Source organism: Phocaeicola coprocola DSM 17136, assembly GCF_000154845.1.
In the GTDB taxonomy this organism is placed as follows: domain Bacteria; phylum Bacteroidota; class Bacteroidia; order Bacteroidales; family Bacteroidaceae; genus Phocaeicola; species Phocaeicola coprocola.
Window position 1 is genome coordinate 155,443 of sequence record NZ_DS981457.1, and the last position, 13,456, is coordinate 168,898.

Genomic DNA, 13,456 nt, shown 5'->3' on the forward strand with positions numbered 1-13,456 from the left:
TTTATGTACTTTTGTATTTCCGAACATAAAAACTATTAATCACTTATATCGGCATATGGAAAATTATATCGTATCGGCACGTAAATATCGTCCCGCAACATTCGATACTGTTGTAGGACAGCGCGCCCTGACGACCACCCTGAAAAATGCGATTGCCAATCAAAAGCTGGCACATGCTTATCTGTTTTGCGGTCCACGAGGAGTCGGAAAAACAACATGTGCGCGAATATTTGCAAAGACAATCAACTGCCTGCATCCTACTGCCGATGGAGAAGCATGTAATGAATGTGAGTCATGCCGTGCTTTCAACGAACAGCGTTCGTATAACATTCATGAGCTGGATGCCGCATCCAATAACTCGGTAGAAGACATACGCTCGCTGATCGAACAGGTACGCATCCCGCCACAAATTGGAAAATATAAAGTATATATCATCGACGAGGTACACATGCTTTCTCAGGCAGCTTTCAATGCCTTTCTGAAGACATTGGAAGAACCGCCTCATCATGCTATATTTATTCTTGCCACAACCGAAAAGCATAAAATTCTTCCTACTATTCTGAGTCGATGCCAGATATACGATTTCAATCGTATCAGTGTGAACGACACGGTAGAACACTTGGAAAATGTAGCCAGAAAAGAACATATTGAAGCAGAACCGGAGGCTCTGAACGTTATTGCACAGAAAGCTGACGGTGGTATGCGTGATGCCTTGTCTATTTTCGACCAGGTTGTAAGTTTTACCAACGGGCATATCACTTATCAAAGTGTAATAGAGAACTTGAATGTGCTGGATTATGAATATTACTTCAAACTGACGGATGCCTTTTTAGAGAACAGGGTTTCCGACTGCCTGCTTACATTCAACGAAGTTCTGAAAAAAGGCTTTGACGGCAACCATTTTATAACAGGATTAACTTCACATTTCCGCGACTTGCTGGTAAGTCGTGATGATGAAACATTACAGTTATTGGAAGTAGGTGCATCCATACGCGACCGCTATCAGGCTCAGGCTCAGAAATGCAGCCCGCAGTTCTTATATAAAGCCATGAAATTGTGTAACGACTGTGACCTGAATTACCGAGTAAGCAAAAACAAACGTCTGCTGGTAGAGTTGACCTTAATTCAACTTGCCCAGCTAACAGGCGACAATGATGTTCCTGGTGGGGGGCAAGGCCCTACCAAACAGACCTTAAAACCAGCCTTTAATCAGGGACAGCCATCTTCTTCATCCTCTCAGGCCTCAAACAGCCAGCCTTATCCGCAGGCTACCCATGAGGTATCAGGCAACTACGGAAGTACAGCTCCCAAGCAGCCAGCAAAACCATCTGCTCCTAATGGATCAGCTGCGGTACAGCAGCCAGCGGCTCCAACTACCAACGTTTCTGCTGCGGCACATCCCAGTCCGATACCTAAAGCAAATACAGAAAAGAAAATTCCTGTAATGAAAGCAGGAAGCATAGGTATATCAATCCGGCGACAAGCTGTCCAGCCACAAGCTGCAAACAACGGACCGGTAAATACAGCTGCAACTGTACCGGCAGACCAGACCTACGAGGATTATATCTTCAATGAAAAGAATCTGAACTATTACTGGCGGGAATTTGCGACTCGTCTGCCCAAAGAGGAAGCAGCCAATGCTGCACGTATGATGAACATGCAGCCTCACTTGCTCAAAGACCAGACAACATTTGAAGTGGCTGTAGACAACGATATGGTACAGAAATACATGTCGCAACTGGCCCCACAAATAGAAACACATTTACGCCAGCAGTTGCACAACCGAAAAATAAAGATGACAGTCCGTGTAAGTGCAGCCAATGAAAATCTCCGCGCCTACAGTCATGTAGAGCGTTTCCAGATGATGAGTAAAAAGAATCCTAGTCTACTGAAATTAAAAGAGGCTTTCGGACTGGAATTATCTTAAATATTGGAATTATCTTAAAAAAACAGAGGAATGAAAGACGGTTGAAACTAAGTCCGTTTTTCATTCCTCTGTTCTAATATATCTTTACGATTTACAAATCGTGATTCTGCATACGATATTCTGCCAGTTTCTCATATTTCGTACCAGGACGACCGTAGTTACAATACGGATAAATGGATATTCCACCACGAGGAGTAAAGATACCTGTTACCTCAATGTATTTAGGATCCATCAGCTTAATCAGGTCCTTCATGATAATATTCACACAGTCTTCATGAAAATCACCATGATTTCGGAAACTAAACAGATATAATTTCAAACTTTTGCTTTCTACCATTTTCACATCTGGCAAATAACTGATTCGAATTTCTGCAAAATCAGGTTGTCCTGTAATAGGACAAAGACTGGTAAACTCAGGGCAATTGAAACGTACCCAATAATCATTTTCAGGATGTTTGTTTACAAATGCTTCCAGAACTTCAGGAGCATAATCCTGTTTATAAACTGTATTCTTTCCTAATATTGTCAGTTCGTCTTTTCTTTCCATAGCCGTTTATTTATACCGAATAGAGTATCATCTGTTACTTATTCTTTATTGCCAAATATTTTTCAAGTCCCTCACGGCGCAATTTGCATGCCGGACAATGTCCGCATCCATCTCCGGGAATGCCATTATAGCATGTCAACGTTTCATTCCGCACCAGATCAAGAACACCCAGTTCATCTGCCAGTGCCCATGTCTGAGCCTTATCTATCCACATCAACGGAGTATGAATGACAAACTGTTCCTCCATGGCGAGATTCAACGTAACATTCAACGATTTGATAAAAGCATCACGACAATCCGGATATCCACTAAAATCGGTCTGTGATACTCCTGTCACAATATGATTGATACCCCGTTCACGAGCATATACAGCAGCAATACTCAAAAAGAATAAATTACGGCCGGGAACGAACGTATTCGGAAAAGTACCTTCTGGCTTTTCTTCATCCATATGAATGGAAGTATCGGTTAATGAGTTTTTACCCAAATGGCCGATAAAAGAAACATCCATCACATGAAAATCAACTTCTGCCTTGCGAGCTATCTCACGTGCCAGTTCTACTTCTTTCACATGTTTCTGTCCATACAGGAAACTCAAAGCATATACCTTTTTAAAATGTTTCTTCGCCCAGAAAAGACAGGTCGTAGAGTCCTGCCCTCCGCTAAAGACAACAAGTGCAGCATCTTTATTCATATCAAATCTCCTTTATTTTCAACACATTGTAAGAAATATGTTCATCGTACACGTCACAATCGTCTACATGCTTGATGTATTTCACTACTCGAATAGTTATAGGCAGAATAATTATTTCGTACATTGTCTTAAGAACAACCTGAACCAACATCATTTTTCCTAATTCAGAGATAGGCATCAGTCCTCCAAAAGCCAAAGGGAAAAAAATCAGCGAATCAGCACTTTCACCAAATACAGTAGAAAGGATGGCACGCGCTGAAAAATTCTTCCCATGCGAAGCAATCTTCATACGGCTCATCACATATGCATTGATAAACGAACCAACTAAAAATGCAAGCAAGCTGGCTACAGCAATGCGTGGCGCCATACCAAAAACAAAGTTAAAGCTTTCTTCTCCCTCCCAAAAAGGAGCTGCTGGCAAAGCTACTGCTATCTGCCCCAAGGCAACTACCATAAAGTTCATCAAGAATCCCATCCAAATGATAAGACGCGCTTTACGGAAGCCCCAGACTTCAGCAATACAGTCATTGATAATGTAAGAAATAGGAAAAACAAGCAGTCCGGCAGTAATAGAAATCGGACCTAGTTGAACTACTTTGGTTTCTAAAAGATTGGCTGCCACTAAGCAGACACAAAACACAATGCCCAAAACCATAAAAGGCACTGATACGAGGTTGTCTTTTTTCATCGCTCCTGTTTTTTACGTGGTGTTCTAGAATACACGGCCGCTATTCACGGCATCGCATGTTAATGTTCTCTTTTTTAATTTGGCTGCAAAGGTAGGAACTTTTTGCCAATTTACAAATAAACCGTTATATTTGTACATATCAAATTCATTCAGACATGACGAAAAATAACCTGCTCAGCGAAAAACTGAATTACATAGGAGAAAGCGAAACTCCTACCCATTTGCATGTTTCCAGCTACAACGCTGAACAAATCCAGACTTTTCGAGGACACGATATAAAAGATATACAGCCCTTAATAAAAGAAAACTGTATCAACTGGATACAAGTGCACGGATTACAGAATACAGAAACCATACATGAAATATGCAACTATTTCAACATTGATTTCCTGACCATACAAGATATCCTAAACTCAGAGCATCCAACTAAAATAGAAGAACACGATACTTATAATCTGGTTATTCTAAAACAGTTATCGAATACTGACTGTAATGAATTCGTACCACAACAACTCTGTATCGTGCAAGGGAAAAATTTTGTACTTACCTTTACCGAAAAAGAAACTGATTTCTTCAACGAAATCAATACAGCACTTGAAAAAAATGTCTTGAAGATACGTAACCGCCAATCCGACTTTTTACTAAGTGTAATCCTGAACAGCGTAATGGCAAGTTTCATGTCTATCATTTCTAAAATGGAAGATGACCTGGAGGATCAGGAAGAACAATTCTTATCGCCTCTTTCTCCCATACCTGAAAAACAACCGGGAATAGAAGAAATACAGAGATACCGCAGAAATTACCGGCTGATTAAAAAAAGCATATTTCCTCTGAAAGAGCAAATCAATAAATTACTTCACAGTGAAAACCAATTATTGAATAAAGCGAACCGACCTTTCTTCAGTGATGTAAACGACCACCTGCAATTTGTATTGCAGACACTGGAAGGCTGCCGTGATCTGCTTTCTGCAATGGTTGATTTTTATTTGGCAAACAACGACCAGCGAATGAACAGCATCATGAAACAGCTCACCATTGTTTCTACCATCTTTATCCCACTGACGTTTTTAGCCGGGATATGGGGAATGAACTTCCAATGGATGCCTGAACTGGGATGGAAATACGGTTATTTCTTTGCCTGGGGACTGATGCTTGCCGTAGGGGTAATCGTATATTTCTACTTTAAGCATAAAAGATGGTATTAAATAAGAAATACTAAATAAGACTTATTTTCAATCTGTAAACACATGAAAAAGCAAGAATTATATAAACAAGTAATAACTTATTTTCAACAGGCAATTCCGGTAGCAGAAACAGAATTGCATTATGAAAATCCTTTTCAGCTGCTTATAGCTGTGATATTAAGTGCGCAATGTACAGACAAGCGTGTCAATATGATAACTCCTCCTCTTTTTTCGGCATTTCCAACTCCCGAAGCTCTGGCAAACACCACCCCTGAGGTAGTTTACGAATACATACGTAGTGTAAGCTATCCAAACAACAAAGCCAAGCATCTGGTAGGAATGGCTCAAATGCTGGTAAAAGACTTTCAGAGTGAAGTTCCAGGAACTTTGGAAGAACTGGTAAAACTCCCCGGAGTAGGAAGAAAAACCGCAAATGTAATTCAAAGTGTGGTATTCAACAAAGCTGCAATGGCAGTCGACACACACGTCTTCCGTGTCAGTCATCGCATCGGACTTGTACCCAAAACATGTACAACCCCTTTAGCAACAGAAAAACATCTGGTAAAATATATTCCTGAGAATTTAATACCGACGGCTCATCACTGGCTGATTCTTCATGGAAGATACGTCTGTACAGCACGCAACCCCAAATGTGAAGAATGCGGACTCAACGGAATATGTAAAGAGTCTTTGAAAGCAAAAATCAAATAGCTTCAATTATTGTTCTACAACCAGTCCGTCGTATGCCATATGCACATGCGGAGGAAGTTGCTTTTCGACCTCTGCATGCAATCCCATATGATGACTCATGTGTATGAAATAAGTTTCGCCAGCTCCGATACGTGAAGCTTGCTCCAAAGCCTCAGCCAGCGACTGATGTGTCCAATGCGGCTCTATCCGTAATGCATTTATAAACAGATAATCCAATCCTTGTAAAAATTCATACGATTCATCAGGCATTGTAAGCATATCTGTTATCCAAGCTACCTTACCCACCCGATAACCCAATATCGGCAGTTTACCATGCATTACTCTAAAAGGAACAACCTCCAGCGAATGTCGGGACAAGTTTGTTACCTGAAACGGTTTATACGGCTCGATGACAGAAAGTGGAATACTGGGAACTCCCGGATACGGATGTTCTACAAAACAATAAGGCATACGTCTTTGTAAACGCTCGGCAGTATATCCTTCCGCATAGACAGGTACATCCCGGAAACTGCAAAAAGGACGAAGATCATCCAACCCACCCACATGGTCATAGTGCTCGTGAGTTATCAATACCCCGTCAATAGGACGAAAATCGTTCATTCTAATACATTGTTCTCTGAAATCAGGACCGCAATCTATCAAAATGCGCACTCCTTCCATTTCAATCAATCCAGAACAACGCAAACGGTTATCGCGCGGATCGGTACTTGTACATACCGGGCATCCGCATCCCACTTGAGGCACTCCCGTAGATGTTCCACTTCCTAATACAGTAACTTTCATTATATAATCAAGTAGTCTTAAATGTAATTTACTTCCGGATGGATATCAATACCAAACTTTTCCTTTACCGAAGCAACAACTGCTTCTGCAAGAGCCATGATTTCCTTTCCGGTAGCTCCCCCCAGATTGACAAGGACCAACGCCTGACGGGCATGTACTCCGGCACGTCCCAACGATTTTCCTTTCCATCCGCAACGGTCTATCATCCATCCGGCAGGAACTTTCACGCAATCTTCGCTTGCCGGATAAGAAGGCATATCGGTATATATGGACTGTAAATCAGCAAACTGCTTTTTAGGAATGACCGGATTCATAAAAAAACTTCCGGCATTTCCCATTTGAGCCGGATCAGGAAGTTTTTCTTCTCTGATACGAATAATGATACGACGCAGATTGTCTAATGTCAACGGACAAGATGCTTTATCCAGCTCTGTACGGATATTACCATAATCTAAATGCCATACCGGAACTTTACTCAAACGGTAAGTGACATGCGTGACAATATATTTGCCTTTCAGTTCTTGCTTAAATATACTTTTACGATATGCATAACAGCATTCCTCATTCGAGAACTGCCGTAATTCTCCGGTAGAAACACAAACTGTATCTACACTTACTATCAAATCTTTAGCCTCAACTCCATAGGCTCCGATATTCTGTACGGCAGAAGCTCCAACCTCTCCAGGTATCAAAGACAGGTTTACAGCCCCATACAGATTTTTCTGCACAGTGTACGCCACAAAGTCATCCCATACTTCGCCGGCTCCTACACGCACATCTACAGTATCTGACGTTTCACTTACTACCTCATAACCTTTTATCAAGGAATGAAGTACTGTTCCTTGATAATCGCCCGAAAAGAGCAAATTACTTCCCCTTCCAATATGTAATAATGGAAGTTCATAATTTTTCTGCTTCAAAAAAACACAAAGTTCTTCTACTGATTCATATTCAACAAAATGTGCAGTACGCACATCCATGCCAAATGTGTTATGACGTAAAAGAGAATAATCTGTCAGTTCTTTCATTTTATATTACTATTCTATACTGAACGGAGCAACTTAGTCGCTCAAATCTTCAAATTTCATCAATATCCATTTACCTCCGTGATATTCAAAATAAAGCGTATTGCTAAAGCCATTACCAAATCCTTTAAATTCAATAATTTTCTGATTGGCATCAGGCATTTCCTTCTGTCCGTAATGGACATTAGTCAAACGCTCTTTAAGCATAGGAGGACGAAATGAAAACCACTGTCCTTCATCCAATGTAGTTTCGAGAATCTGAAATTCATCTTCAGGATCTACAGTCACAAAACTCAATGGACGATGTAAACGTTCAAGCTGGAATATGGAATCGTTGACAAAATGGTTATAAAAATCGAAAAAATCTTCACGGCCATTCGCATCCGAGGCAAGCTTCTCTTTATTTATAGCTTCCAGATACCAGCAATCTGAAACTCGCTCAAAATAATACCGTTTTACTTTTCTCTCTTTCAGATAAATCCAGTCCACCTGTACACTATGCACAGCTGTATCTTTTTCCATCTCCATATCTTCTTCCTTATCGAAAAGGACAGTATAAACCGGTTCACGACTGAACATAGGATCGTATATCCATTCGTTCTTTGCCATTCGTACTACCTGTTCACCTTTGTAATAAGAAATAGGAAACTTCACCCGAGAACGTTGGAAGTGTTCATCGGAAGCAAAATTATAAAAGAAATCGGCAAAGCTTTCATCGGCCGTAGCTGGAACTATTTCTTCTACAACCGGAGCTTCTCCCTGCAATGTGTCATGCCCAACTGTCAGCGAGTCAATTTGTTTAGTTAACGTTTCAAAAGGGTCTACATTCTTTTTTCCTCCCCCACAAGAACTGACCAGCATACATACACAACACCCAAATAAAATTTTTTTCATCTTAGTGCTTCTGAAAAATCATGTGCAAAAATACGTCTTTTTTTCTTTTGGCGAATAAAACATTTACAGTTTTCTTTTTTATGAGCATAAAAAGACAAAATTTCAGTTTAAATCCTTACCTTTGTGCACTAGAAAAAAATAATAATATAGGAAAATATGTTAGCAAAAATAAAACAGTTACTTCAGGAAGTGGAGAACTTAACTGCTTCGAATGCAGAAGAGCTGGAGGCTCTGCGCATAAAATACCTAAGTAAAAAAGGTATAATCAATGCGCTTATGGCGGATTTCCGCAATGTACCCGCTGAACAGAAAAAAGAAGTCGGCATGAAACTGAATGAATTGAAGAATCATGCTCAGGAGCGTATTAATACACTGAAAGAAGCTTTCGAATGTCAGGATAACAGCGCAACTGAACTGGACCTGACTCGTACAGCTTACCCGATAGAGCTGGGTACACGCCACCCGTTAAGCATCGTACGTAACGAAATAATCAATATTTTCAACAGATTGGGATTCACTATTGCTGACGGTCCGGAAGTGGAAGACGACTGGCATGTATTCTCATCTATGAACTTCCCCGAAGATCATCCGGCACGTGACATGCAGGATACTTTCTTCATAGAAAGTCACCCTGATATTATCTTACGTACACATACTTCATCTGTACAGAGCCGCGTAATGGAAGTTTCTAAACCTCCTATCCGCGTAATCTGTCCGGGACGTGTGTATCGTAACGAAGCTATCAGCTATCGTGCACACTGCTTCTTCCATCAGGTAGAAGGATTGTATATCGATAAGAATGTTTCATTCACAGACTTGAAACAAGTTTTGCTTCAGTTTGCACAAGAAATGTTCGGTCCTGAAACAAAAATCCGTCTGCGCCCTTCATACTTCCCGTTCACTGAACCTAGTGCGGAAATGGATATCAGCTGCGATATCTGTGGTGGCGAAGGATGTCCTTTCTGTAAATATACAGGATGGGTAGAAATTTTGGGTTGCGGTATGGTTGACCCTGCAGTACTCGAAGCTAACGGTATCGACAGTAAAGTTTACACTGGTTATGCATTCGGTATGGGAGTAGAACGTATTGCCAACTTAAAATATAAAGTAAAAGATTTGCGTATGTTCTCGGAAAACGATACTCGTTTCCTCGAAGAATTCGAAGCAGCAAACTAATTTTTTATTATATATAAAGAAAACGCGGATTAACGCAGGCTCTTTATAGATTCAACCTTAAAGAATTCTGTAAAAGTCTATGTTAATCCGCGTTTTGCAAATTTCAAATATGGAAAAGGAACGTCTTATTACACCAAGCTATTGTTGTATACTGGCAGCCAATTTCCTTTTATATTTCGGCTTTTGGCTATTGACTCCAGTCCTTCCGTTTTATCTTTCAGAGATATTCGAGGCTTCAAATACAACAATAGGTATAGTGCTTTCCTGCTATACCATTTCCTCTCTTTGTATCCGTCCGTTTTCCGGATATTTTCTCGATACTTTTGCCCGTAAACCTCTCTACCTGATTGCCTACTTTATCTTTACACTGATATTTGCCGGATATATGGTAGCTGGCTTGCTGGCATTATTCATTATATTTCGTGTGATACACGGTATATCATTCGGTATGGTTACAGTTGGCGGAAATACGGTAGTAATAGACATTATGCCTTCCAGCCGTCGCGGAGAAGGTTTGGGATATTATGGACTGGCAAACAATCTGGCTATGTCCATCGGACCGATGTTTGGATTGTTCCTTCATAGCGGAGGAGCTTCATATATCACCATTTTTTCTTATTCACTGGTCTCTTGCATATTAGGCTTTCTGGCAGCTACCATGGTGAAAACACCCTATAAACCTCCCGTAAAAAGAGAGCCGATTTCATTGGACCGGTTTATTTTGTTAAAAGGACTTCCTGCCGGATTCAGCTTATTACTGTTATCTATTCCCTACGGCATGACAACAAACTACGTAGCAATGTATGCCAAGCAAATAGGTATCACTGCAGAAACAGGATTCTTCTTTACTCTTATGGCTGTAGGAATGGCTATCAGCCGACTCTTCAGTGGACGCCTGGTAGACAAAGGAATGATTACACAGGTCATCTCTGCTGGGTTATACCTTGTCTGTATCTGCTATTTCGGTCTGACAGCCTGCGGATGGCTTATCAATTGGAACAGTTCATTTACTATTATTTTATTCTTCCTTATCTCCCTATTGCTTGGAATCGGGTTTGGAACAATGTTTCCCGCTTATAACACCTTATTCGTCAACCTTGCCCCCAACAGCCAACGAGGAACGGCTACAAGTACTTATCTGACCTCATGGGATGTCGGATTAGGAATAGGAATGCTGAGTGGAGGGTACATTGCAGAAATAGCTTCTTTCCGAGCAGCCTATCTGTTTGGAGCCTTTCTGACTGTAGTTTCTGTTATTTACTTCCATTTTAAAGCCGGTCCGCATTTCCTGAAGAATAAACTCAGATAAACCAAGAATCTCCTATTCTTTATAGGTAAAAACAAATATATGCGAAAGCTTATTGTTTACATTCGTAATTTGGACTGATAAGATAAACGAACGGAATAATTCTACATGGTCATAAATAAACGCAGGTAGATAATTTTTATATGCACCCAGGTTCTGTGCCAGCTTATCTACATCTGCCACCATAATAAAGGATGCATCGCGCGATAGATTCGAAACACACTCATCAAACAACGTGTGTTGCGGAATAGACAATACTTGCGAAATGCAGGAATCCACCTTTTCCTGACCGGAAAGGATGAGCACACTGTCCTCACGAAGAGGCTGAATGGACTTTAACCGTTCTTCTACCCTATATAGGCATGAATCGGAAGCATACATAGAGCCACTCAGATAAAACACTTCACTACATTACTGTCCCGTAAAAGTGGATAAATAGTTCTTTGAAATAACTGAAATATAGCTTATTATACTCTATTTGTAAAGCGCGACGATTTGAAATTGTACCTTTGAAACCAAATCAAATGGCTTCAAATGAATCAAGACAAATATGTTTTCGCTCAATTGGTAGAGTTTTTGAACAACAATAAATTCAGAAGAATCGTGGACAAATACGATGGAAATCGTTACGTCAAACATTTCACTTGCTGGAACCAGCTTCTTGCTATGATGTTCGGACAGCTAAGCAATCGTGAGAGCCTACGCGACCTGATTGTTGCATTGGAAGCACATCAAGCCAAGTGTTATCATTTGGGATTGGGTCGTGAACCCTTGGCCAAAACCACACTTGCATCAGCTAACCAAAATAGGGATTACAGAATCTTTGAAGATTTTGCATTCTTCATGATGAAAGAAGCCAGTGATAAACGAGCTACTCATATTCTGGATATCGAAGGAAAGAAGTACGCTTTTGATTCAACCACCATTCCGTTATGTTTGGCAACATTTCCTTGGGCTAAATTTCGAAGTAAAAAAGGTGGAGTCAAGGCACATGTCCTTTATGACATTGAGGCTCAGGTTCCGGCTTTTTTTACAGTAACCACAGCTTCAAAACATGACTCAACAGCAATGTCTGCAATTCATTATGAACCAAATGCATACTATATTTTTGATAGAGCGTATGATTCGTTTAAGGAACTATATCGGATTCATCTTACTGGCTCTTTCTTTGTCGTAAGAGCCAAGTCGAATCTTAAATTTAAGTTCTGCAAATGGAAACGCAGACTACCAAAGAATATACTATCTGATGCTGAAGTGAAATTATCAGGATATACCTCTGAAAAGAAGTATCCGGAATCATTCAGGATTATCAGGTTCTATGATGAAGAAGATGATCGTGAATTTACCTTCCTGACAAATGCCAAACATATATCTGCACTTGATGTAGCTAATCTCTATAAAAAGAGATGGCTTGTAGAACTGTTCTTCAAATGGTTGAAGCAGCACCTTAAAATCAAAAGGTTCTGGGGCACCACAGAAAACGCAGTCCGTATTCAGATAAGTGTGGCTATTATCACTTATTGTTTGGTAGCTATTATCCAACATGATTTGCACTTAAGCCGTTCGACCTATGAGGTCCTACAGATTTTGAGCATTTCATTAACGGATAAAACACCTTTACAAGAGTTGTTCAATAAGACTAATTTCAATGATGTCAAAGAGCAATTAAATCCCCTTTTCCCGGGGTTGTTTGATTAATATTTAATTCGTCCCGATTTTAACGGGACACTAATGACTTCACTATTCAAATGAATATCAAATTCACTCCAACAATCAGTATTTTCTTCTGCCAGTAAAGGTATCGACGCTGTATGTCCGTATAAAGTCAAAAAATTTGCCGTCTTAGCATGAGCGATAGAAGTAAATCCGACATCCTGGCGCAATGACTTTTCGTCTTTCTCGGCATCTATTACTTTTTCTATCAGATTCTTCTGATAACTGACAGCCAAAAATCCCTTGCCATTGTAACAAGATATGAAATCATTATTACTTACGGGGTAAATCTCTATCGTTTTTCCTCTATAAGTTTCTTTTTTAGCTGAAAAAGAAAGTCCCTTTCTGGTTATCATTTCGCGAATGAAGTTCCTTCCAGATTCATTGGTACGAAAATACATAACCAAATTACGAGAAGAAATCGGAGCATGAAAACTCACCATCATATAATTCATCTGATTATGTAAATCGTGAGCATTCTCTACGATGTAAGGAATCATGTCTTCTCCCACAACAGAAAAAAGTCCACTGCTTTGAAGTGTATCAAGCTGTCCTGCATAAGCAGCCTGTGGAAACTCATTGACCATAAACTCAATATTATCAGTTTCCAAAAGTCCGATACAATCAGAAGGAACAACAGCAAGCAAATCAGCATCCTTTCCACTTTCTGCAAGACTCAAACGAGCAAAGCTATAAAGCCCTACTCCTATGCAAAAAAGTATAACAGAAAGTATTACACCTAATTTACCAACTGTACGCAATTTCATAGTTATTTATATTTTTGGGTCAGTAGAAATTTCGTGGGGAT

At 40.1% G+C, this 13,456-nt stretch carries 14 protein-coding genes; 6 read left to right on the forward strand and 8 right to left on the reverse strand.

The window, feature by feature from the left end; genetic code table 11:
* Positions 1-55 precede the first annotated feature (55 nt).
* Positions 56-1,927, forward strand: a complete 1,872-nt coding sequence (locus tag BACCOP_RS04680; RefSeq protein ID WP_007566869.1) for a DNA polymerase III subunit gamma/tau — start codon at positions 56-58, stop codon at positions 1,925-1,927.
* A gap of 91 nt (positions 1,928-2,018) precedes the next feature.
* Here the strand turns inward: BACCOP_RS04680 and queF are convergent, their stop codons facing one another.
* The 3 genes from queF to BACCOP_RS04695 are packed head-to-tail and all read right to left on the reverse strand — an operon-like array spanning position 2,019 to position 3,856.
* Positions 2,019-2,474 (reverse strand): preQ(1) synthase, encoded by a 456-nt coding sequence (gene queF, locus BACCOP_RS04685; protein WP_007566871.1) that lies wholly within the window; start codon positions 2,472-2,474, stop codon positions 2,019-2,021.
* 34 nt (positions 2,475-2,508) lie between these two features.
* Positions 2,509-3,168, reverse strand: a complete 660-nt coding sequence (gene queC / locus BACCOP_RS04690; RefSeq protein ID WP_007566873.1) for a 7-cyano-7-deazaguanine synthase QueC — start codon at positions 3,166-3,168, stop codon at positions 2,509-2,511.
* Between the two features lies 1 nt (position 3,169).
* A complete protein-coding gene (locus BACCOP_RS04695; protein ID WP_007566876.1) occupies positions 3,170-3,856 on the reverse strand; it encodes a queuosine precursor transporter in 687 nt (228 codons plus the stop codon).
* Positions 3,857-4,011: 155 nt separating this feature from the next.
* Here BACCOP_RS04695 and corA point away from each other — a divergent pair, with 155 nt between their 5' ends.
* The gene (gene corA, locus BACCOP_RS04700) at positions 4,012-5,061 is read left to right on the forward strand and encodes a magnesium/cobalt transporter CorA (protein WP_007566878.1); all 1,050 of its coding nucleotides are present in this window, start codon (positions 4,012-4,014) and stop codon (positions 5,059-5,061) included.
* Positions 5,062-5,103: 42 nt separating this feature from the next.
* The gene (gene nth / locus BACCOP_RS04705) at positions 5,104-5,751 is read left to right on the forward strand and encodes an endonuclease III (protein WP_007566880.1); all 648 of its coding nucleotides are present in this window, start codon (positions 5,104-5,106) and stop codon (positions 5,749-5,751) included.
* Positions 5,752-5,757: 6 nt separating this feature from the next.
* Here nth and BACCOP_RS04710 read toward each other — a convergent pair whose 3' ends face one another.
* The 3 genes from BACCOP_RS04710 to BACCOP_RS04720 are packed head-to-tail and all read right to left on the reverse strand — an operon-like array spanning position 5,758 to position 8,453.
* A complete protein-coding gene (locus BACCOP_RS04710) occupies positions 5,758-6,534 on the reverse strand; it encodes an MBL fold metallo-hydrolase (RefSeq protein WP_040311813.1) in 777 nt (258 codons plus the stop codon).
* A gap of 17 nt (positions 6,535-6,551) precedes the next feature.
* Positions 6,552-7,562, reverse strand: a complete 1,011-nt coding sequence (gene murB / locus BACCOP_RS04715) for a UDP-N-acetylmuramate dehydrogenase (RefSeq protein WP_007566884.1) — start codon at positions 7,560-7,562, stop codon at positions 6,552-6,554.
* A 33-nt stretch (positions 7,563-7,595) separates the two neighbouring features.
* On the reverse strand, positions 7,596-8,453 hold the full coding sequence (locus BACCOP_RS04720) for a DUF4348 domain-containing protein (protein WP_040311814.1): 858 nt from the start codon (positions 8,451-8,453) through the stop codon (positions 7,596-7,598).
* A 156-nt stretch (positions 8,454-8,609) separates the two neighbouring features.
* Between BACCOP_RS04720 and pheS the strand changes: the two genes are divergently transcribed.
* Both pheS and BACCOP_RS04730 read left to right on the forward strand, forming a co-directional pair.
* Positions 8,610-9,629 (forward strand): phenylalanine--tRNA ligase subunit alpha, encoded by a 1,020-nt coding sequence (gene pheS, locus BACCOP_RS04725; RefSeq protein WP_007566888.1) that lies wholly within the window; start codon positions 8,610-8,612, stop codon positions 9,627-9,629.
* A 109-nt stretch (positions 9,630-9,738) separates the two neighbouring features.
* Entirely contained in the window at positions 9,739-10,938 is a 1,200-nt protein-coding gene (locus BACCOP_RS04730; protein ID WP_040311815.1) for an MFS transporter, read from the forward strand.
* Positions 10,939-10,950: 12 nt separating this feature from the next.
* Here the strand turns inward: BACCOP_RS04730 and BACCOP_RS04735 are convergent, their stop codons facing one another.
* The gene (locus BACCOP_RS04735; RefSeq protein WP_148315636.1) at positions 10,951-11,337 is read right to left on the reverse strand and encodes a hypothetical protein; all 387 of its coding nucleotides are present in this window, start codon (positions 11,335-11,337) and stop codon (positions 10,951-10,953) included.
* Between the two features lie 132 nt (positions 11,338-11,469).
* On the opposite strand from BACCOP_RS04735, the gene BACCOP_RS04740 reads away from it, so the two are divergent.
* Positions 11,470-12,633 carry an IS4 family transposase gene (locus tag BACCOP_RS04740; RefSeq protein WP_007564783.1) on the forward strand — a complete coding sequence of 388 codons (1,164 nt, stop codon included), beginning with the start codon at positions 11,470-11,472 and terminating at the stop codon, positions 12,631-12,633.
* On the opposite strand, the gene BACCOP_RS04745 is transcribed toward BACCOP_RS04740, so the two are convergent.
* Positions 12,630-13,415 (reverse strand): hypothetical protein, encoded by a 786-nt coding sequence (locus tag BACCOP_RS04745; RefSeq protein ID WP_007566896.1) that lies wholly within the window; start codon positions 13,413-13,415, stop codon positions 12,630-12,632. The genes BACCOP_RS04740 and BACCOP_RS04745 overlap by 4 nt on opposite strands.
* Between the last annotated feature and the right edge of the window lie 41 nt (positions 13,416-13,456).